Consider the following 20,967-nt stretch of genomic DNA (forward strand, 5'->3'; position numbering starts at 1 on the left):
AATCAGTCATAACAATTATTTTCAGACAATTCACATGACACTTCAAACTGAATTATTTTGATTTGAGAGAATATTTCGATGGCTTTGATGAGGACATGATTGATTACTCATTCTTTCACAGAGAGTCCGGGATGCTGAGAACCGGATAGGAACGTAATGAATTGCTCGCCTCTGAGCTGTTAGCTGAACGATTTAGGTCTAGTAGGTGTAACCGCTTAGCGCCCGTTATCGCGCTGACAGTCAGAGTTATCACTGACCTGTCCAAGGCTGATCTTCCGCGAGGAATCAGCAAATTTGGGTGGTACCGCGAATCCCTTCGCCCCAATCAGACATCTTTCGTATGTCGGGGTGATGGGATTTTTTTATGCGGAAAAAGACTTTTACTTGCTAAAAGGGATAGGGAGGAGAGAAGATGATCGAGACCGCAGAACAGACGCGGATGTTACCTGAAATGAGATTTGGCGAAGAACTTACAGGGGCAGAAACCCTGTTACGTTGCTTATTGCTAGAAGGTGTTGAGCATATTTTTGGTTATCCTGGAGGAGCCGTTCTGCCAATTTACGACTCACTCTATGGCAGTCGTTTAAAGCATATTTTGGCAAGGCACGAGCAAGGGGCTATTCACGCAGCCGATGGATACGCAAGAGCAAGTGGAAAAGCGGGGGTAGTAGTGGCTACATCAGGACCAGGGGCTACCAATTTAGTCACAGGCATTGCCACAGCACAAATGGACTCTGTACCGCTCGTCTGCATTACCGGAAACGTTGCCCAAAACATGATTGGAACAGACGCTTTTCAGGAAGCAAACATTACGGGAATTACCATGCCGATTACCAAGCATAACTATTTTATTCGTGATATCCGCGATATTCCACGCATCATAAAAGAGGCCTTTTATATTGCAACGACAGGTCGTCCAGGTCCGGTGCTGATTGATATTCCCAAGGATGTTTGCAATAGCGTAGCGCCGTTCCACCCGCTTGAGAGTGTTAGCGTTCGCGGCTATTCACCTACTTTGATACCCTCGGATGCTGAGATGGAGCAATTTATTACAGCGATCAATAAGTCTACACGCCCAGTCATTTTGGCTGGAGGGGGTATTTTAGCTGCTAACGCTCATCAGGAATTACTTGCTTTTGCAGAACTGACCCGCATCCCTGTTATCAGCACATTTATGGGACTAGGAAACTTTTCTGGAACACATGAATTATCACTTGGTATGCCGGGCATGCACGGGAATTATACGGCTAATCAAGCTTTAATTAATGCAGACTGTGTGATTGGTTTAGGAGCACGTTTTGATGACCGCATTACGATGGGGCGCACGAAGGAATTCGCACCAAACGCAACAATTGTCCATGTAGATATCGATCCGGCAGAATTGGGCAAAAATGTTAAAACAGCAGTCTGTGTAGCAGGAGACATCAAAAGTACGTTAGAAAAAGCATTATTGCTAGCTAAACCGCTCGAAACCAGCGCATGGCTGAAACAATTGCATGGATGGCAGAAGGCGCACCCGTACGGCTATAAAAAAGATGGTCAGCTTAAACCGCAGGAAGTAATCGAAATGCTTTATGAAACAACAAATGGTGAAGCAATTGTGACAACGGATGTTGGGCAGCATCAGATGTGGAGTGCCCAATATTACAAGGTCAAAAATCCGCGCTCATTTATTTCATCTGGTGGTCTTGGAACCATGGGCTTTGGTTTTCCAGCTGCGATTGGAGCACAGATTGCTTATCCTGACCGTACGGTAATCAGCATCGTAGGAGATGGGGGATTCCAGATGACCAATCAGGAGCTAGCGATTTTAGCCCAACACAAGCTTCCTGTCAAAGTGGTTATCATAAATAATCAATGTCTAGGCATGGTGCGGCAATGGCAAGAGATCTTCTACGATCAGCGCTATAGTTCGATTGATTTAACATGTAGCCCTGATTTTGTGAAATTAGCAGAAGCCTATGGTATCAGAGGAATGCGAGCTATTACTTCAGCAGAAGCTCGGTCTGTCTGGAAGGAAGCATTGGAATTCAATGGACCTGTGGTAATTGATTTTAGAGTAGCAGCTGGAGAAAACGTGTACCCAATGGTGGCAGCGGGATGCACGCTAGATCAAATGATGCTGGGGGATGAGTAACATGCAGCGACATACATTAGCCCTTTTGGTAAACGACCATCCCGGTGTTCTGACTCGAGTAGCCATACTGTTTGGCCAACGCAATTTTAATATCGACAGTATTACTGTAGGCTCAACAGAAGAAGCTGGTTTGTCCCGAATGATTATTACAACAAACGGAGATGAGCATCAGCTTGATCAATTGATGAAACAATTGTGTAAGCTTATTGATGTTATCTCGGTAACCCATCTGAGTAAGGACCCGATGGTAGCAAGAGAAATTGCTTTAATTCGAGTTCATGCCGAAGCTGGTCAGCGGACGGAGCTCACTGGGATTGTAGAACCGTTTCGAGCCTCCATTGTTGATATCGGACCTACATCCATTATTATTCAGGCAACTGGTGATAGTGAGAAAATCGATGCTCTGCTAGCTTTGCTGTCTCCTTATGGAATCGAAGAATTAACACGAACAGGAAGCGTAGCAATGGCTCGCGGTCTAAGTCTGGAATTAATGCAAGTTTAATCAGTTAATTTAATGAAAATTGAATTTTTGAAATTCAAAAATAAAAACAACTCAAAAACTAGGAGGAATTTACTTATGATGAAAATCTATTATGAACAAGATGCTAATCAAGCTGCTCTATACGGAAAAACTATCGCGATCGTTGGATACGGTAGTCAGGGTCATGCACAAGCCCAAAACCTACGTGATAGCGGATATCGAGTAATCATTGGCTTACGCCCGGGGAAATCCTGGAAACAAGCTGAAAACGATGGTTTTGAAGTGTACACAGTAGCAGAGGCTACCAGTCAGGCAGATGTTATTCAAATTCTGCTTCCGGATGAACATCAGGGCCGTGTCTACAAAGAAGAGATTCAACCGAATTTAAAAGCAGGAGCAACCCTTTCTTTCTCACACGGCTTCAATATTCATTTCGGTCAAATTGTAGCGCCTGACAATGTGGACGTCATTATGGTCGCACCAAAGAGTCCTGGTCACCTTGTTCGCCGTGTATATGTAGAAGGCTTTGGTGTGCCTAGCTTGGTAGCTATTCATCAGGATCATAGCGGAAAAGCATTAGAAACAGCTCTTGCTTATGCAAGCGGAATTGGCAGCACCAAGGCAGGGGTTATTGAAACCACGTTCCGTGAAGAGACAGAAACAGATCTGTTTGGTGAGCAGGCTGTATTGTGCGGTGGTGTATCTGAGCTAGTAAAAGCAGGATTTGATACGCTGGTAGATGCAGGCTATCAGCCGGAAATCGCCTACTTCGAGTGTTTGCATGAGTTGAAGCTGATCGTTGATTTGATGTATGAAGGTGGCTTAGCTCGTATGCGCTACTCCATCAGTGATACAGCAGAGTACGGTGACTACAGCACAGGGCGTCGCATTGTAACAGATGAAACACGTCAAGAGATGAAAAAAGTGCTTGCAGAAATCCAAGATGGAACATTCGCACGTAATTGGATTCTCGAAAATCAAGCGAACCGCCCGGGCTTCAATGCTCGCCGCCGCCTAGAAAGTGAGCATGGCATTGAGCAAGTGGGTGAAAAATTACGCAATATGATGGCTTGGATTCAAAAAGAAAAGAAAGAGGAGCAAGCTCCAGTAAAAGCCTAAGATTTCTGATTACGTCAAAAAGCACTCGCAAATATATTTATTGAGTTATAAACAAAATGAAGAGCTGGGAGGAGGAAGTGTAATGCGTACTATCGAGATTTTTGATACCACATTGCGTGATGGAGAACAATCTCCAGGAGTGAATTTGAGCATGAATGAAAAGGTGGAGATTGCCCTCCAACTCGAACGTTTGGGTGTTTCTCGAATGGAGGCTGGTTTTGCCGCTGCCTCCCCCGGTGATCTTCGGTCGGTTGCTGAAGTCGCTAAACGAGTAAAAAATGCAACAGTTGTCAGCCTAGCCAGATCTGTATCAGGTGATATTGATAAGGCTTACGAGGCGCTACGTGATGCTCAAAATCCGTGCATTCATGTTTTTCTGGCTACGTCTCCAATTCATCGCGAGCATAAATTAAACATGTCAAAGGAGCAAGTGATTGAGCGAGCGGTAGCAGCGATCAAGCATGCGAAAAAGTACGTATCTAACGTACAGTTTTCCGCTGAAGATGCTGGTCGTACGGAGCTTCCTTATTTGGCAGAGGTAGTGAGGGCTGCTATTGCGGCTGGAGCCAATGTTATTAATCTGCCTGACACAGTGGGCTATTTAACACCGCAGGAATACGGAAATATTTTTCGCGAAATGATTCTTCGTGTCCCTGAAACGGCGAGTATTAAGCTAAGCTGTCATTGTCATGATGATTTGGGAATGGCGGTTGCGAATAGCTTGGCAGCGATTGAAGCAGGGGTAACGCAAGTGGAAGGTACGATCAATGGAATCGGTGAGCGAGCAGGTAATACGTCGCTAGAAGAAGTTGTGATGGCACTGGAAACAAGAAAGAGCTTCTATCAGGTAGAAACGAAATGGCAGTTGAAAGAAATTGCCCGTACCAGCCAATTGGTCAGCCGTCTAACGGGGATGATTGTGCCTGGTAACAAGGCCATTGTAGGTGCAAACGCGTATGCGCACGAATCGGGTATCCATCAAGACGGCGTATTAAAAAATTCGCAAACCTACGAAATTATCCGTCCAGAAACAGTAGGGTACAAGTCTAATCTATTGGTGCTAGGCAAGCATTCAGGGCGACATGCCTTTAAGGATAAGCTTGCAGAGCTTGGCTATCATTTGGAGACGGAGCAGATTGATACGGCTTTCCAGGCATTTAAAGTGCTATGTGATAAAAAGAAAGAAGTTAGTGACGACGATATTTTGGCATTAATTGATGCGAAAATGGCTGATAGTGAAGAAATGTATCAGCTTGATTCCATTCAGCTTTCCTATGGCAATCAAAGCACCCCCACAGCCAGCGTACGCATCATTCGCGCAGATGGTGAGACTTATGAAGAAGCTGCTTGTGGGAATGGTTCGGTCGATTCCATTTACAAAGCTATCGATAGAGCGATCGGTGAAGATGTCACATTAATTGATTATAAGATTATCTCGGTTACACATGGGAAAGATGCTCTAGGAGAAGTGTATGTACGTCTTCAGCAAGGAGATGAAATTTCTCAAGGAAGAGGGCTAAGTACCGATGTTATGGAAGCGAGTGCGATTGCCTATGTGCGAGCAATTAACAAGCTGATTCAGGCACGCGGAGAGGTACTTGACGCACAACCAGTCTAATGACCAGTTTACAGCCAAAAGTCCAATGATTCGGATATAGGAAACATAAAGAGAGAATTGCAAATGACCGGGAGTACCAGTTAGTTAAGAAGCGAAAGAGAGAGATCGAGATATGACAAAAACCTTTAATGTGGCCGTTCTTCCAGGGGATGGAATTGGGGCTGAAATTGTTGCCGAAGCGGTTAAAGTATTAGAAGTAGTTGCTGAGCAAACAGGTCATTCCTTTCAGTTTACTTATGGAAAAATCGGCGGTTGTGCGATTGATGAAGAGGGGACACCGTTACCTGAGGAGACAATCCGCATATGTAAAGAGGCGGATGCTGTATTGCTTGGTGCAGTTGGTGGGCCAAAATGGGACCAGAATCCGGGCCATTTACGCCCGGAAACAGGCCTTCTGGGGATTCGCAAAGCCTTAGGTCTGTTTGCTAATTTGCGGCCTGCAACCATGCATGACAGTCTCGTAGAAGCATCCTCTTTAAAACCAGAAGTAGTGGCAGGCGTTGATTTAATCGTTGTACGTGAATTAACAGGTGGCATCTACTTCGGTGACAAGAAGCGCTATATCGGAGAGGATGGTCAGGATACAGCAGAAGATTTGTTACTATACCGTGAGGAAGAAGTGGAGCGCATCATACGAACCGCTTTTGACATCGCTCGAAAACGGCAAAAGAAGCTCGTCTCCGTGGATAAGGCAAATGTATTGGAAAGCTCACGTCTATGGCGAAAGGTGGCTGATCGGGTTGCTACCGATTACCCTGATGTAGAACTTTCACATATGCTGGTGGACTCTTGCGCCATGCAGCTAGTGCGTGCACCAAAGCAATTTGATGTGATTGTAACAGAGAATATGTTTGGGGATATTTTAAGTGATGAGGCTGCCATGCTGACTGGCTCAATCGGCATGCTGGCTTCTGCGAGTCTTGCTGCAGGTAGCTTTGGCTTGTATGAGCCAGTACATGGTTCAGCACCCGATATAGCCGGGAAGGGCATTGCTAATCCATTAGCTACGATCTTGTCTGTAGCGATGCTACTGCGTTACTCACTGCATTTAGATGAAGCCGCAGATCGAGTCGAGCAAGCGGTATGGTCTGTATTGGAAGCAGGTCATCGTACAGGTGATCTGGCAGCCAATAAAGCAGAAGCGCTTAGTACGATCGAAATGGGGCAGTTGGTTGTTGCTGAACTAAGGAAGGCAGTCATTGCTAAATAAAAATGGAAAAAAGACCACTGCAGAAAACAAGCTTTTCTGAGTGGTCTTTTTGTGTTTTCAGTTACCCGATCATAATTTTTCCTTTTGGATAGCGGAAGTATTCCTTTCGATTTCGCTGAGCTAATGCAAAGGCGATAGTTAACGGTCCTACACGTCCAGCAAACATGGTCAAGGAGATGACAATTTTTCCGATATCAGATAAATCAGGGGTCAGTCCCATTGATAAACCAACCGTTGCAAAGGCAGAGACACTCTCAAAGAGAATCATTAAAAAATCTTTGCCTGGCTCAGTAATCGTCAAAATCATACTTACTATAATTACGATAAATAAAGCAGTCATCGTTACGGTCAGGGATTTATAAATCATATGCGGCAGAATACGTTGACGGTAGAAAATAACATCTTCTCTGCCTTTTATTTGCGCCCATACTGCTCCTAATAGAGTGGCAAAGGTGGTAGTTTTAATACCGCCGCCTGTAGATCCAGGTGAAGCTCCGATAAACATTAACACAATCATAAAGAACAAACTCGACTGTCGCATATCGCCAATGCTTATCGTATTAGAGCCAGCCGTTCTAGCCGTAACAGATTGATAGAGCGCTCCAAAAAACTTACCAACAGGAGACAATGGCTGTAGCGTTTTGGCATTAGTAAACTCTAGGATAAAAATGGCTAGCGTGCCTAGAACAATCAAAATGGCTGTGGTAGTTAGAACTACCTTTGTATGTAATGATAATCGTTTCGTATCTCGATACCCATATACTTCTGCCATCACAATAAATCCAATCCCGCCTAAAATAATCAGCGAACAGACTGTTATATTAACGATGGGATCACTCACATACTTGGTTAAGCTACTGAATTCGCCCATGAGATCGAATCCGGCATTGTTAAAGTTAGATATGGAATGAAACATACCGTAATACAAAGCTTTCGCAAACGGCATATCAAAGGCAAAGCGTAGTGTAAGCAAAAGTCCCCCAGTCAATTCGATCAAGCCTGTAAAGATCAGAAGCATCTTGGCAAGCCTGACTACCCCCTCGATAGAAATCTGATTGAGAGACTCTTGCAACAAGAGACGTTGTCGTAAGGATATTTTTTTCCCCATAAGAAGAGCAAAAAAAGTAGCTAGGGTCATAAATCCTAAACCGCCTATTTGAATTAGTGCTAAAATCACTAGTTGCCCAAACAGTGTAAAAGTTGTCCCAGTATCTGTCACTACTAGTCCTGTTACGCAGGTAGCAGACGTAGAGGTAAACACGGCGTTGATCAAAGAAAGCCCCTGGCCGTCGTTCGTTGCAATAGGAAGAGTTAATAAGATGGCACCAATTGCAATGATAAGCGCAAAGCCTAAGACGAGCACCTTGGGTGGGCTTAAATGAAATTTTTTAATTAATTTTACTAACATCGCAACCTCTTCCTTTACCTGACATTACCTTTTAAGGAAATACGTCTTTATTGATAGTATAACCATTAAAAGTAAGGTCTTACTTTGGTTTGTAGTGGAAACTGCTCACAAGCGTAGCAGAAAATCAATTGTTCATCAATAAGAAAAAGTACCGAAATTCCAATAAATGTAACACCCGAAAAGAGCCGAGCACAAGTAATAGAAGATCAAATAAACATGAAGAAGGAGTCTGGTAATTGTGCTCTACATACAGCTCAAAATAAAAAAAGGCCCAATCAAGGCCTAAAGAGAGTTCCTTTTCGTGCAAGGTGGCCATTGTATTTGGGCTTGAGGATAATGCTCATGTAAACGGCTTTCCATTAGCTCATAGTCTAAAGGCAATAGTTCTTCCGTAGTAGGCTTGGTTAAGGTCAACACGATCCAGTTTACATGGGAAGGTTTACCAGGTTCTGAGTATTTTTCCCCTTCATATACCGCCTTTTTATACGTTAAAAGCAGATTTTGTCTGATATTACTTGGCGTATCTAATAAATGAAACGTACCTTTTCGTCTAGCTTGCCTAAATGCACGTAAGGGATGAAATAAACGACTCATAAAATACCAACAAAGAAAGAAGCAACCAATAGGTAAAAGTATTTTTAGTAATAAAGCCATAAGGAATGGGATGCCTCCTTTTCTCGATATTTCCTTGATCTATATGAATAGGAAGTAGTGTTTTTGCATGAAAAAATAATCGACATAAAACTTCGATTTATTCTGTATACGGAAATAGCAGATATAAGTTTCAAAAAAGGACTCTATTCATTTTGTTTTCAATAAATAATTAGTTACTTTACAAAAGTTAGTTACTTTGGTACGATGGAAACAAGAATATATCGTTACAATGCCTACAAACTAAAGCTATGAGGTGAGCTACTATGATAAAAATTTTTCCATCAGATTCTCGTTTCCAAGCTAATCATGGCTGGTTGAAATCACAATTTAGTTTTTCCTTTGCAGAATATTATGATCCAGACAATATGAACTTTGGTCCTATGAGAGTGCTAAATGACGATACCATCCAAGCTGGATATGGTTTTGGAACCCATCCGCACAAGGAGATGGAGATTGTTACGATCATGCTAGAAGGTGTTCTGCGTCATAAAGACAGTACAGGAAATGAAGAGGAGCTTAAGCCAGGCGAAATTCAACGTATGTCTGCTGGTACAGGTATTCTGCACTCTGAGTATAATGGCTCCACTACAGAGGAAGCGAAGCTGCTTCAATTGTGGTTTGAACCGAAGCAGTATGGCTTAACGCCGTCATACGAACAGTTTGCTTATGATCAAAAGGCGATGGTAAATGCCTTATTGCCTGTCGTATCGGCTAATCAACATGAGCATCGTGTTGCACATATCCATCAAGATATGACCATTTATTTGTCTCGTTTAGAAGCAGGAAAGAACATCTTGTTCCCTCAGCAGACGAATAGACGGACGTTCCTTTTTATCATGGAGGGACAAGTAGAGGTCAACGGACAAGTATTAGAACGACGCGATTCAGCGCGAATTACCGATTTGGATAAGCTGGAGCTAGTAGCAGGACAAGACTCCTATTTTATGCTGATTGATTTGCCATAAGTGCTTTTCATTTATGTATGAATACAAGGCAAGAGATATGTAAGTAAGTTATCATCCATTAGCCCGAACTTTGTGGTCTAGAGTGCCACAGAAGTGTCGGGCTTTTGCGCTTGGAAAAAGAAGGGTATGATAGGAATTACAATCTAGTTTTTTCGTTGCTTGTCTCTATCATCTGGCTTATGATCGAGTACAATGGGACTGTGGCGTTTTGAAAAAGAGGTATCTGAGGAGGAATAATGAATGAGCACAACCGAACATAAAGCAACTGCACCTAAAAGTGTGGGGGTAATGGTTGTCACCGTATCTGATACAAGGGACGAAGAAACAGATAAAAGTGGAAAGCTAATGAAAAATCTTTTGGAAGAAGCGGGTCATACCACTCTTCTTTATTATATTGTGAAAGATGAACCAGCGCAGATACAGGCTGTAATTGAGCAAGGTATAGAGCACCCAGAGGTAGATGTCATTTTGCTTAACGGAGGCACTGGTATTGCTCCTCGCGATCATACATATGAGTCGGTAAAAGGATTGCTTGATAAAGAGATGCCCGGGTTTGGCGAGATTTTCCGCATGCTAAGTTATACCGAGGATATTGGTTCCGCATCCATACTATCTAGAGCGATAGCGGGCACCTATAAGGGAAAAGCGATCTTTTCCACACCAGGTTCCACAGGAGCGGTTAAACTAGCAATGGTCAAATTAATACTGCCCGAATTAGGACATGTTGTCAGAGAATTGCGCAGAACAGTATAATGAAGGGCGTAGAAAAAGGAGTGACCATATATAATGAAAATCTTACTTGCAACCCTTAACGCCAAATACATTCATTCTTCTTTGGCTTTACGATATTTGCGTAGCTATGCCAAGCCCCATTATCCAAATATCGAACTAGTTGAATACACCATTAATGATGTTTTGATTAATATTGTTGGGGATATTCATAAACGTCAGCCTGATATCATTGCATTTTCCTGTTATATCTGGAATATTCGTGAGACGTTGGACGTAATTAATAATGTAAAAAAGATTTGTCCAAATGTGCCGATTATATTAGGAGGTCCAGAAGTCTCGTACGATACAGACGAATGGATGAAAAATTATTCTGCCATTGATGTAATTGTAATGGGTGAAGGTGAAGAAACGTTTCTGGAATTATGTCAGGCCTATGACCGGGCAAAACAAACCGGTGACGCTCCGCTGTTAAAAGAAGTACCAGGTATTGCTTATCGGGATGGAGAACGTGTCCGTTTTTCGATGCAACGTATACAAACGAAGGATTTAAATCACTTACCATCTCCTTTTGAAGAGGATTTAGATGAATTAAATAATCGTGTCGTCTATTTTGAAGCGTCTCGCGGTTGCCCTTTTCGCTGTCAGTACTGTTTGTCCTCCATTGAAAACGGAGTTCGCTATTTTGATCTAGATCGGGTGAAGCGCGATTTGAAGCGTTTAATAGATCATGGAGTGAAAACCATTAAATTTGTGGATCGGACGTTTAATATTAATAAGCAGTATGCTATGGAGATCTTTCAATTTTTAATTGATAACCATAATGGAACCATTTTTCAATTTGAGATAACAGCCGACATCCTGAAGCCGGATGTAGTGGACTTTTTAGCTGAGAATGCGCCCCCAGGTATTTTCCGCTTTGAAATTGGGGTTCAATCAACCAATGACGAAACAAATCGTCTTGTACAACGCCGACAAAACTTTGAAAAATTAAGTTATACCGTGCTGAAAATCAAAGAATCTGGTAAAATTGATCAGCACTTAGACTTAATCGCGGGATTACCAGAGGAAGATTATGCATCCTTCCGCAAGACATTTAACGACGTATTTGCTTTGCGTCCGGAAGAGTTGCAATTAGGCTTTTTAAAAATGCTGCGAGGTACAGGTGTGAGGGCACGTGCTGCAGAACATGGGTATATATATATGGATCAGTCACCCTATGAAATTCTTGGGAATAACGTACTTTCCTTTCATGACATGCAACGCATTAAGCGTACGGAAGATATTTTAGAGAAATATTGGAATGCTCATAGAATGGACAAGGCGTTTGAATGGATTATGGCTCATCATTTTGAGACGCCATTTGATTTCTTTCAAGAGTTTGGCGATTATTGGGAAGAGCAAGGCTGGGGACGCTTTGGGCACCAGCTAGAAGATTTGTTTATTCGTCTCCAACGTTTTCTTGAAAGGAAAGCACCTAATAAAACAAGTCATTCATTAAGTATGTTAAAATTTGATTACTTATTAAATCAGAAATATCGGCCGCGTAAAATCTGGTGGGAAGATACGGTCAACAAATCAGAATTACAAGCGATTTATCAAAATGTAGCAAGTAAACGTAAAGATTTACGTGCAGATTTTGCTCTACACGCTGAAACGGAAAAGGAATATGCCAAACATACTACAGTAGCGCATGTCTCATTTAATGTAGAACACTATGTAAAAACGGGTGAAATGGTTGAAGGTAATTTTGCTTTGGTGATGTATTATCCGTTTGTGGAAGGGGCTTCCAATACATTCGTCTGTGTACCCGTACCACAAACAGTTGCCTAGACGATACCCAGAAGGAAACAGACAGTAGTATAAAGTGACCTAGGTACGCGATCCGCACTGCTATTTTTGCATCATGCCCAAAGTAGTTCTTACACATGACGAAAACCTTTATTGCCTAAACTTTTCCTGCGAATTCGATGAGGAATGTAACGAAAATGATAAGTAAATCGTAATACCAACGATAAAGACGTTTGGATCTCAGATAAGACAAAAGGGGAGCTTCTTTGGACATGAGTGTGGATGTGTTACTTCATTTTATTGAACAATATGGATATCTGGCCATCTTTTTTCTCCTATGGCTGGGCATTGTGGGTCTGCCTGTTCCTGATGAGCTGGTAGTAGCGACAGGTGGATTAGTGGCTGCTCTTGGTTACTTGAATCCTTACTATGCCTTTCTTGCTGGCTACCTGGGAGTGGTTTCGGGTCTGTCTATCGGCTTTTTTTTAGGACGTTGGGTAGGTCCACCTATACTTACTCGGTTAGCTAAGAAAAAGAAGTTTGGACCATATATTGACCGATCGACCGCACTCATCCAAAAATATGGTACGTTTTCACTGTTTATCAGCTATTTGCTGCCAGTTGTACGTCATTTAGTGCCATATGTTGTAGCAGTCGGAGGTATGACTTTTCGTAAATATGCGCTATATTCCTACTCCACTGGTCTGATTTGGGCGTTGGCGTTCTATTTTTTAGGTTATTTTTTTGGTAACCATGTCGATCATATTATCGCTGTGAGCCGTCATTATGGTTTTATCACATTGTGGGTGATACTAGCCCTAATTATCGGCTTGATTCTTTATCGCTTTTGCTGCTTAAAAAAACGTTCGAATAAAACACCAGAGGGGGATCAAAAGTGATCCCGAAAAAATTACAGGCTCATAAGCGCCAGAGAAATAGTATTTTTCTAGTAACCTTGGTTATGCTGTTAATTGGAGTTGTATTACATCAGCTTCTGCTTATTTCAGTAGCGATTGGGTTCATCAATCTTTATGCGCTGTGTGCAATGGGATGGGACAAACGTCTTGCTCGCAAGCATAACTCTTGGAGAATACCCGAAGCTACGTTTTTTTTGCTAGCTGCGCTTGGAGGTGCTGTGGGCGTAGGGTTAGGGATGCTCATATGGCGTCATAAAACCAAGCATCCGTCTTTTTGTGTTCTGATACCACTTTGTTTATTATGGAATGGTGGGGTTTTGTATGTCATGTGGTATTATGTGATACCATATTTCGTATGATACAACACGCAACGCAGAAAGGAATGAAAGATATGGATCAAAAGACTGAACAAATGCTACGTGATCTAACAGAGGCTCATGGTGTACCTGGTTTTGAACAAGAAGCTCGTCAGGTTATGAAATCATACATAGAACCGTACGCAGATGAAATTACTTATGATAATTTAGGGAGCCTGATCGCTAAAAAAACAGGCGATGCTAACGGGCCTAAAGTGCTGATCGCGGGACATTTGGACGAAGTTGGTTTTATGGTAACGCAGATTACAGACGAAGGTTTTCTGAAATTTCAACCGCTGGGTGGATGGTGGCCGCAAGTTATGCTGGCACAGCGAGTACATATTCAAACCAAGGATGGCTTCCTAGATGGAGTAATTGGCTCTATTCCGCCTCATGTTATGCCAATGGAAAAGCGCCGTAAAATGGTTGAAATCAAAGATATGTTTGTGGATATTGGAGCTTCCAGTAAAAAAGAAGCAGAGGAATTCGGGGTCCGTTTGGGTGATCCGATTATTCCGGTGTGTCCATTTACAGTATTAAAAAATCCAAAAATGCTAATGGCGAAAGCATGGGATAATCGCATGGGTTGTGCTGCTGCTATTGATTTAATGAAGGGTCTTCAAGGTGTGGAGCACCCTAATACCTTATATGCAGCAGGAACTGTAATGGAGGAAGTTGGTACTCGCGGAGCTTTCACTGTAGCTAATGTGGTAAGACCGGATATTGGTATCGCTGTAGATGTGGGGATCGCTGGTGATACGCCAGGCGTCAGCAAAAATGATGCACCATCCAAAGCAGGTGCCGGGGTTGAAATTGGGCTATATGACGCTCGCATGATTGCACCGCAAAAATTACGTGATTTTGTTATTGAGACGGCTGAAATGGAAAATATACCGTATCAATTAACTTCTATTCCAGGTGGAGCTACAGACGCGGCGGCGTTTACTCTTACGGGTAGTGGGGTACCATCCATTGCACTTTCTGTAGCAACGCGTTACATCCATAGTCATGCTTCTGTGCTTCATTATGATGATTATGAGAATCTGGTAAAATTATTGGTTGCTTTGGTGAATCGCTTAGATAAAGAAAAAGTAGCTGAATTGACTTCTTTTGAATAAGTAAAAACAAGGTGGGCTTTGGTTGTAAACCAAGGCTCGCTTTTTTCTATGCAAAAAAGACAACGGTAACTTAACTTGCAAGTCCCCATTGTCTTTTGGTAAAAAAGAAGTAGCAAAGTAGAGTGAGTTCTTACTTTATACAGGAGAGTCTGTATTCGCTGGAATATGCTCGGAAATGGTAGTGACCATTTGTTGTTGCAGATCGGAACTGCTGTTTTGCCATAGCACCTCAAATAATACGCCAAGTCCTGGTAAGGTTTTTTCCATACGACTTTGAATCGCATCATTGATCGTTTCTTCTACGGATGCAGGACTGGAACCTTGCATTTTATACATGATAGCTTGACGAAGATTTAACGCATTAATATTCACCTGTATAACACTCCTTTTTACATCAAAAATAAAGATGATCCTCGTTATTAGTATTCGTTGAATGCTACATTTACATTCCTTTTGTACTGTTTCAGCGCTATGTTATAATCTAGTAGGACAAATGGGAGGTTGAATCATGTCAAAACAATTTGCCGTTATCGGAATGGGACGTTTTGGTTCCAGTGTGGCTCATGCTTTATACGAAATGGGTTATGAAGTGATGGGAATCGATGAAGACGAAGAGCGTATTAATGAAAATATCCAAAATGTAACACATTCGGTTGCTGCCGATTCTACTGATGAAATGGCATTGCGAGAAATTGGAATTCGTAACTTTGACGTTGTCGTTGTATCCATTGGTGCGGATATTCAAGCCAGTATCTTGACTGTACTGATTCTAAAAGAAATGGGCGTTAAAAAAATTGTAGCGAAAGCCCAAAACGAGCGTCATGGGCAGGTTTTATATAAGGTTGGGGCTGATCGAGTGGTTTTCCCTGAGCGTGATATGGGAATACGTGTGGCTCACAATTTAATATCAGCGAATGTACTGGATTTTATCGAGCTTGCTGAAGATTACAGCGTGGCTGAGGTCGTCGTATCTCATTCGATGGTTGGACAGTCTCTACGCGACATTGACGTTCGTGCCAAGTATGGGGTAAACGTTATTGCTATTAAGAGTAACCAATCGTTTAACATTTCCCCGGGCCCAGACATTGTTTTGCAGCATGACGATGTCTTGGTGGTTATTGGTCATAATATGGATTTGAAAGAATTCGAGGAGAAGGCATAAATACATGAAAGTAGAACATATACAATCCTTGCAAAATCCTTTCGTAAAGCGTTTGAAGGAATTGCAAACCAAAAAAGGTCGAGAAGCAGCAGGGCGTTTCCTCATAGAGGGAGAGCATTTGGTGGAGGAAGCTCTATTGTCTAATATGGAAGTGGTGACGCTCTTATTTGACGAGGGCAAAGGTTTGCCTGCTACAGTAATGAGAGCGCTTGAAGCATTCTCTGACCCTGTTAAATGCATATCTACAACGGATGTCGTGTTAAGTAAATTATCTGAAACGAAGACACCGCAAGGAATCGTAGCAGAAGTGAAAATGCGGTCCAATGATTGGGATACGGAATGGAAAAAATTGCGGAAATATGATTTTCTCATACTTATTCTTGATGAATTACAAGACCCTGGTAACGTTGGCACGATTATGCGGACAGCAGAGGCGGCTGGTGTAGATGCTGTTTTAATGGGACGAGGCAGTGTCGACCTTTATAATGGTAAGGTATTGCGTTCAACGATGGGCTCATTCTTCCGTATGCCTGTATTCACTTGTGATGTAAAAGCTGTATCGGAGGAAATAAAACTGGCAGGCGGACGTATACTAGTGACGGCTCTTGGACAACAAAGTCGGGAGTATGACGAACCGGTATATAGCGGAAAAGTTGCCATAGTGATTGGGAATGAAGCACGAGGCGTGTCTGATTCCGTGCTGTCCCAAGCAGACGAGTTGATTCATATTCCAATATACGGAAGAACAGAATCGTTAAATGCCGCTGTTGCCACTGGTGTAATGTTATATGAGGCAGTACGTCAGCGCAAAGCAGATTGTGGTTGCGACTAAGATTTTTGGGATATTATCTGGTTTTCTTTTGCAAGTGACCCCCATTGTGAGGTATAATTAATCGCAAATTCTAAAATAATTGTCATAAATGCTAGGATTGAGACTAGTACATAGAACAGATGACGTGTTCAGGGAAAAGGTGCCGCATACGAGCGACTGGAAGCACCTTTACGTGATCTCTATGGAATTCCCTCATGAGCAGACCTCTGAACTCAAGATTGAAAAAAACTGTGATCAAATGCTTGTGGTTTAACTGGCTAAGATCAAAGCAACAATCGGATTTTCAAGTAGGAGGAACCGGTTCATCCACGTTACGGATGCGAAGGTGAGACATAATGAGATGTCTAACTAGGGTGGTACCGCGGAAATTAAACTTCGTCCCTTTTTTAGGGAGGAAGTTTTTTTGTTGTATTTTTATTTGGAAACAAAGGAGAGATTGTTGTGCAAACGCGTTTACAACAGTTAAAAGAAAATGCACTTGCTTTATTGAAGCAAGTGGGCGAAGGACAGGAGCTTCAGGATCTTCGTGTTAAATACTTAGGTAAAAAAGGCGAATTAACAGAAATCTTACGTGGTATGGGTGGATTGTCTGCTGAAGAGCGACCAAAAATTGGCCAGCTAGTGAATGAAGTTCGTCAAGTGATTGAAGAAGCGATTCTTTCCAAACAGCAGGAATTTGAAGCACGTGTACTAGAAGCGAAGCTAAATAAGCAAACCATTGATGTGACATTGCCAGGTCGTCCTGTACCGACAGGAACCATGCATCCTTTGTCCCGTATTATTGAAGAATTGGAAGACATCTTTATTGGACTAGGCTATGAAGTAGCAGAGGGACCTGAAGTGGAGCTGGATCATTTCAACTTTGAAATGCTCAATTTGCCAAAAGGACATCCAGCACGCGATATGCAGGATTCCTTCTACATCACAGAAGAGCTGTTATTGCGTACGCATACTTCGCCTGTACAGGCTCGTACCATGCTAAAAAAAGAAGGAAAAACGCCAGTTAAAATCATTTGCCCTGGAAAAGTGTATCGCCGCGATGATGATGACGCGACACATTCCCACCAATTTACTCAAATTGAGGGACTTGTGGTTGGAAAAGGCATCAGCATGAGTGATTTGAAAGGAACCTTGCTCACGTTTGCTAAGCAAATGTTTGGAGAAGACCAGCAAATTCGTCTTCGTCCTAGCTTTTTCCCATTCACAGAGCCAAGTGTTGAGGTAGATATTCAGTGCGTAATCTGTCATGGAGAGGGTTGCCGTATTTGTAAACAAACGGGATGGATTGAGATTTTGGGTGCTGGAATGGTTCATCCTCGCGTTCTTGAAATGGCAGGCTATAATCCGCAGGAAGTTAGCGGTTTTGCATTTGGTATGGGAGTAGAGCGCATTGCAATGCTGAAGTATGGTATTGAGGATATTCGTAATTTCTATACAAATGATGTGCGTTTCCTACGTCAATTTAACCGCTCCTAGTCGGTTCGCCAAAGAAAGGGGATTATGTAAGCAATGAAAGTATCATACCAATGGTTAAAAGAATATGTCGATCTAACAGATATAACGCCGCAGGAATTAGCGGAAAAAATGACTCGCAGTGGAATTGAGGTTGAGGGTGTTGAATCCCTTAACAAAGGTGTAACAGGTGTTGTTATCGGTTATGTTCAGGAACGTGAAAAGCATCCAGATGCAGACCGTCTAAGCGTTCTAAAGGTAGATGTAGGTCAAGAGGAGCTATTACAAATTGTCTGTGGGGCTCAAAATGTGGCACAAGGACAAAAAGTTCCTGTAGCGATGATCGGTGCAGTGTTACCTGAGAACTTTAAAATTAAAAAATCAAAGCTTCGCGGTGTGGAATCTCAAGGGATGATTTGTTCGGCAAAAGAACTAGGATTAAACGATAAATTGCTTCCGAAGGATCAACAGGAAGGTATTCTCGTTTTACCAGAAGATGCTGAGCTGGGTGCAGATGCGATTGAGTATTTAGGATTGAATGATTACGTGTTGGAATTGGGCTTGACCCCGAATCGCTCTGACTGTTTAAGCATGCTAGGAGTTGCTTATGAGGTAGCAGCGCTTTATGGACGTGAGGTTGCATTGCCAGATACATCAGTAACGGAGGATGGAGAAGCAAATCCTGTTACGGTTGCAATTGAAGCTAGCGAGCATTGCTATGAATATGTAGGTAGACACTTCACTGACGCAGTGATTACAAGCGCACCGCAATGGATGAAGAATCGTCTGATGGCAGCAGGGACTCGTCCAATCAATAATGTAGTGGATATTACCAACTACGTATTATTAGAATACGGACAGCCATTGCATGCGTTCGATGCCAAAGAAGTATCCGATCAACAAATTATTGTTCGCTTGGCACAAGAGAATGAAAAGCTAACCACGCTAGATGATCAAGAACGTACCCTTGATTCAGAAGCATTAGTTATTGCTGACAAAGAAAAAGGCTTGGGTATCGCCGGCGTAATGGGAGGAGCGAACTCCGAGATCGTCGACAATACAAAGGAGATTATTTTGGAATCAGCTTACTTCACGCCAGCTTCTATCCGCCGTACATCTAAAATGCTGAATCTGCGTACAGAAAGCGGTGTTCGTTGGGAGAAGGGCGTTGATCAATCGCGTATTTCTGTTGCATCCGATCGCGCTGCACATTTAATTCAAAAGCTAGCCCATGCCAAGGTATCGAAAGGGGCAGCTAAACAAACCATCACGGTAAACCAACCTGCTGTTGTTTCTGTCTCCCTTGCAAAAATTAATCAGCATCTAGGAACAAGTATTGCAAAGGATCAAGTAGCAGATATCTTTACTCGTTTACAGTTTACATTTGACCAGACAGAGCAGGCAGATGAAACATTATTCACTGTAACGGTTCCTACTCGCCGTGGCGACATTACGCTACCTGAGGACTTAATTGAAGAAGTCGCACGCCTTTATGGATATGATCAAATTCCGGTAACATTGCCAACTGGGGAATCAATCCAAGGCAGGTTAACCAAAGAACAACAATTGCGTCGCATTGCACGTCATCACTTAATTGGTACTGGACTGTCTGAGACAATTTCTTATGCATTATTGCATCCTGATAAACTGGCGCAATTTAGCGGATTGCAAGACGAACGTAACCTACACCCTGTGCCACTAGCTATGCCAATTAGCGAAGAGCATAGCGTATTACGTACCAACTTGCTAGCAAGCCTTGTAGAAACGGCTACGTATAACAAGAATAGACAAAACCAAGATTTAGCTTTCTTTGAATTAGGCCATGTCTTCTTATCCGAACAAGAACAATTAACAGAACAACCTGAGCAGCGTTTGTATCTGGGCGGCCTTGTAACAGGTCAGTGGATGCCAGTAAATTGGATGGGTGTAAAAGCTCCTGTTGATTTTTACACGGTGAAAGGGCTGGTTGAATCCTTGTTTAGCCGTTTAGGAGTAAAACCTCTTGCTGTAACATATTCCGCGAATAAAAATCGCAAAGGAATGCATCCTGGACGTACAGCCGATGTCATTGTTGAAGGTGAAGTGATCGGTTATATGGGACAGCTTCATCCTAAGACAGAGAAGGATCATGATTTGGATGAAACTTATGTATTCCAATTTGATCTACAAAAACTGTTCAGCTTTGCGGCAGATCTTACTGATTACAAACCACTTCCGAAATTCCCTGCGATTACTCGTGATTTAGCGTTAGTGGTAGAACGTAGCTTACCGGTGGCACAATTAGAAGCAATCATTCGTGAAGAGTCAGGGGAATTGCTTGAGTCAGTTACCTTGTTTGATATTTATACAGGAGAGCGTATCGCTTCTGACAAAAAGAGTGTAGCTTACTCTATTGTGTATCGCCATCCAGAAAGAACCTTGCAGGATGAAGAAGTGCAAGAGATCACCGGAAAAGTGATTGAAGCATTGACCAAGGTAGGAGCAGAATTACGTTCCTAGTAAATACCTCCATCAAATTCCTTGACGAATACAGTCATTTTCAGTAACCTAGTAGTAATGAGCGTATAGTCGGGCTATTCAAGGAGGAAGACTCCGTGCAGGAAGATGGGAAAAATCGTTTATCAGTCGAAATCTATGGTCAGCAGTATCGCCTGAGCGGGAAGGCTAGTAGCAGCCACATGCGGATGGTAGCCAGATATGTTGACGATAAAATGAAAGAAATCGCACAGGGGAACTTTCGGCTAGATACGGCTAAAATTGCTGTATTAAGCTCAGTAAACATTGCTGACGAATATTTCCGGTTGCGACAGGAGTATGAGGAGTTGCTCAGACTGCTGCAGGAAGATGCCAGTAAAATGCCTTCAAATGATAAACATACAACATAGACCGTATGAAGTTACAGGGCTGTTGAGATAATTTCTCAACAGCCCTTTCATATACCGCAGGCGATATGAGCATCAGCATGCAAAAAGACCGCCATGGGCAGTCTCTTTTGCTAAACATGTGAGTATGTGTTGT

19 protein-coding genes are annotated in these 20,967 nt (G+C 42.6%); 16 read left to right on the forward strand and 3 right to left on the reverse strand.

The window, feature by feature from the left end; all coding sequences use genetic code 11:
• The first annotated feature begins 412 nt into the window (after positions 1-412).
• The 5 genes from ilvB to leuB all read left to right on the forward strand — a co-directional run bounded on the left by ilvB (position 413) and on the right by leuB (position 6,565).
• Positions 413-2,137 carry a biosynthetic-type acetolactate synthase large subunit gene (ilvB, locus tag AYJ08_RS00505; protein WP_064016156.1) on the forward strand — a complete coding sequence of 575 codons (1,725 nt, stop codon included), beginning with the start codon at positions 413-415 and terminating at the stop codon, positions 2,135-2,137.
• A gap of 1 nt (position 2,138) precedes the next feature.
• Positions 2,139-2,639 carry an acetolactate synthase small subunit gene (gene ilvN / locus AYJ08_RS00510; protein WP_003335032.1) on the forward strand — a complete coding sequence of 167 codons (501 nt, stop codon included), beginning with the start codon at positions 2,139-2,141 and terminating at the stop codon, positions 2,637-2,639.
• 75 nt (positions 2,640-2,714) lie between these two features.
• Positions 2,715-3,737, forward strand: coding sequence for a ketol-acid reductoisomerase (gene ilvC, locus AYJ08_RS00515; RefSeq protein WP_003335031.1), 1,023 nt, complete (start codon positions 2,715-2,717; stop codon positions 3,735-3,737).
• Between the two features lie 82 nt (positions 3,738-3,819).
• Positions 3,820-5,355, forward strand: a complete 1,536-nt coding sequence (locus AYJ08_RS00520; protein WP_064016157.1) for a 2-isopropylmalate synthase — start codon at positions 3,820-3,822, stop codon at positions 5,353-5,355.
• A 112-nt stretch (positions 5,356-5,467) separates the two neighbouring features.
• Positions 5,468-6,565 carry a 3-isopropylmalate dehydrogenase gene (gene leuB / locus AYJ08_RS00525; RefSeq protein WP_064016158.1) on the forward strand — a complete coding sequence of 366 codons (1,098 nt, stop codon included), beginning with the start codon at positions 5,468-5,470 and terminating at the stop codon, positions 6,563-6,565.
• Between the two features lie 61 nt (positions 6,566-6,626).
• Here the strand turns inward: leuB and AYJ08_RS00530 are convergent, their stop codons facing one another.
• Both AYJ08_RS00530 and AYJ08_RS00535 read right to left on the reverse strand, forming a co-directional pair.
• Positions 6,627-7,973 (reverse strand): TrkH family potassium uptake protein, encoded by a 1,347-nt coding sequence (locus AYJ08_RS00530; protein ID WP_064016159.1) that lies wholly within the window; start codon positions 7,971-7,973, stop codon positions 6,627-6,629.
• Positions 7,974-8,255: 282 nt separating this feature from the next.
• Complete coding sequence (locus tag AYJ08_RS00535; RefSeq protein ID WP_064016160.1) at positions 8,256-8,627, reverse strand: hypothetical protein; 372 nt, start codon at positions 8,625-8,627, stop codon at positions 8,256-8,258.
• Positions 8,628-8,890: 263 nt separating this feature from the next.
• Between AYJ08_RS00535 and AYJ08_RS00540 the strand changes: the two genes are divergently transcribed.
• From AYJ08_RS00540 to AYJ08_RS00565, 6 genes are all read left to right on the forward strand, one after another.
• Positions 8,891-9,592: a pirin family protein gene (locus tag AYJ08_RS00540; RefSeq protein ID WP_064016161.1), complete on the forward strand. Its 702-nt coding sequence runs from the start codon at positions 8,891-8,893 to the stop codon at positions 9,590-9,592.
• A 240-nt stretch (positions 9,593-9,832) separates the two neighbouring features.
• Entirely contained in the window at positions 9,833-10,345 is a 513-nt protein-coding gene (locus AYJ08_RS00545; RefSeq protein ID WP_003338945.1) for a MogA/MoaB family molybdenum cofactor biosynthesis protein, read from the forward strand.
• A gap of 33 nt (positions 10,346-10,378) precedes the next feature.
• Positions 10,379-12,154 carry a B12-binding domain-containing radical SAM protein gene (locus tag AYJ08_RS00550; protein WP_064016162.1) on the forward strand — a complete coding sequence of 592 codons (1,776 nt, stop codon included), beginning with the start codon at positions 10,379-10,381 and terminating at the stop codon, positions 12,152-12,154.
• A gap of 230 nt (positions 12,155-12,384) precedes the next feature.
• Positions 12,385-13,011, forward strand: coding sequence for a DedA family protein (locus AYJ08_RS00555; protein ID WP_064016163.1), 627 nt, complete (start codon positions 12,385-12,387; stop codon positions 13,009-13,011).
• Positions 13,008-13,388, forward strand: coding sequence for a DUF1294 domain-containing protein (locus tag AYJ08_RS00560; protein WP_031410894.1), 381 nt, complete (start codon positions 13,008-13,010; stop codon positions 13,386-13,388). The genes AYJ08_RS00555 and AYJ08_RS00560 overlap by 4 nt, the downstream gene beginning before the upstream one ends.
• 32 nt (positions 13,389-13,420) lie before the next feature.
• Complete coding sequence (locus AYJ08_RS00565) at positions 13,421-14,503, forward strand: M42 family metallopeptidase (protein ID WP_082890818.1); 1,083 nt, start codon at positions 13,421-13,423, stop codon at positions 14,501-14,503.
• Positions 14,504-14,638: 135 nt separating this feature from the next.
• On the opposite strand, the gene sspI is transcribed toward AYJ08_RS00565, so the two are convergent.
• Positions 14,639-14,875: a small acid-soluble spore protein SspI gene (sspI, locus tag AYJ08_RS00570; protein ID WP_031410892.1), complete on the reverse strand. Its 237-nt coding sequence runs from the start codon at positions 14,873-14,875 to the stop codon at positions 14,639-14,641.
• A 136-nt stretch (positions 14,876-15,011) separates the two neighbouring features.
• Here sspI and AYJ08_RS00575 point away from each other — a divergent pair, with 136 nt between their 5' ends.
• The 5 genes from AYJ08_RS00575 (at position 15,012) to zapA (ending at position 20,834) form a co-directional block, all read left to right on the forward strand.
• A complete protein-coding gene (locus AYJ08_RS00575) occupies positions 15,012-15,665 on the forward strand; it encodes a potassium channel family protein (RefSeq protein WP_003335016.1) in 654 nt (217 codons plus the stop codon).
• A gap of 4 nt (positions 15,666-15,669) precedes the next feature.
• The gene (locus AYJ08_RS00580; protein WP_064016164.1) at positions 15,670-16,497 is read left to right on the forward strand and encodes a TrmH family RNA methyltransferase; all 828 of its coding nucleotides are present in this window, start codon (positions 15,670-15,672) and stop codon (positions 16,495-16,497) included.
• Between the two features lie 441 nt (positions 16,498-16,938).
• A complete protein-coding gene (pheS, locus tag AYJ08_RS00585) occupies positions 16,939-17,973 on the forward strand; it encodes a phenylalanine--tRNA ligase subunit alpha (protein WP_031410890.1) in 1,035 nt (344 codons plus the stop codon).
• 33 nt (positions 17,974-18,006) lie between these two features.
• Complete coding sequence (gene pheT / locus AYJ08_RS00590) at positions 18,007-20,448, forward strand: phenylalanine--tRNA ligase subunit beta (RefSeq protein ID WP_064016165.1); 2,442 nt, start codon at positions 18,007-18,009, stop codon at positions 20,446-20,448.
• 95 nt (positions 20,449-20,543) lie between these two features.
• Positions 20,544-20,834, forward strand: coding sequence for a cell division protein ZapA (zapA, locus tag AYJ08_RS00595; protein WP_003335012.1), 291 nt, complete (start codon positions 20,544-20,546; stop codon positions 20,832-20,834).
• Positions 20,835-20,967 lie beyond the last annotated feature (133 nt).

The sequence above is a fragment of the Brevibacillus sp. SKDU10 genome, from assembly GCF_001645205.1.
GTDB lineage: Bacteria > Bacillota > Bacilli > Brevibacillales > Brevibacillaceae > Brevibacillus_B > Brevibacillus_B halotolerans.

Bases quoted from the DNA above. Each gene is read 5' to 3' on its own strand.
- AYJ08_RS00575 (WP_003335016.1), top strand. From the start codon at position 15,012: ATGTCAAAACAATTTGCCGTTATCGGAATGGGACGTTTTGGTTCCAGT.
- AYJ08_RS00530 (WP_064016159.1), bottom strand. From the start codon at position 7,973: ATGTTAGTAAAATTAATTAAAAAATTTCATTTAAGCCCACCCAAGGTG.
- AYJ08_RS00565 (WP_082890818.1), top strand. From the start codon at position 13,421: ATGGATCAAAAGACTGAACAAATGCTACGTGATCTAACAGAGGCTCAT.
- ilvC (WP_003335031.1), top strand. From the start codon at position 2,715: ATGATGAAAATCTATTATGAACAAGATGCTAATCAAGCTGCTCTATAC.
- AYJ08_RS00580 (WP_064016164.1), top strand. From the start codon at position 15,670: ATGAAAGTAGAACATATACAATCCTTGCAAAATCCTTTCGTAAAGCGT.
- AYJ08_RS00535 (WP_064016160.1), bottom strand. From the start codon at position 8,627: ATGGCTTTATTACTAAAAATACTTTTACCTATTGGTTGCTTCTTTCTT.
- ilvN (WP_003335032.1), top strand. From the start codon at position 2,139: ATGCAGCGACATACATTAGCCCTTTTGGTAAACGACCATCCCGGTGTT.
- AYJ08_RS00555 (WP_064016163.1), top strand. From the start codon at position 12,385: ATGAGTGTGGATGTGTTACTTCATTTTATTGAACAATATGGATATCTG.
- AYJ08_RS00520 (WP_064016157.1), top strand. From the start codon at position 3,820: ATGCGTACTATCGAGATTTTTGATACCACATTGCGTGATGGAGAACAA.
- ilvB (WP_064016156.1), top strand. From the start codon at position 413: ATGATCGAGACCGCAGAACAGACGCGGATGTTACCTGAAATGAGATTT.
- AYJ08_RS00540 (WP_064016161.1), top strand. From the start codon at position 8,891: ATGATAAAAATTTTTCCATCAGATTCTCGTTTCCAAGCTAATCATGGC.
- leuB (WP_064016158.1), top strand. From the start codon at position 5,468: ATGACAAAAACCTTTAATGTGGCCGTTCTTCCAGGGGATGGAATTGGG.
- AYJ08_RS00550 (WP_064016162.1), top strand. From the start codon at position 10,379: ATGAAAATCTTACTTGCAACCCTTAACGCCAAATACATTCATTCTTCT.
- AYJ08_RS00545 (WP_003338945.1), top strand. From the start codon at position 9,833: ATGAGCACAACCGAACATAAAGCAACTGCACCTAAAAGTGTGGGGGTA.
- pheT (WP_064016165.1), top strand. From the start codon at position 18,007: ATGAAAGTATCATACCAATGGTTAAAAGAATATGTCGATCTAACAGAT.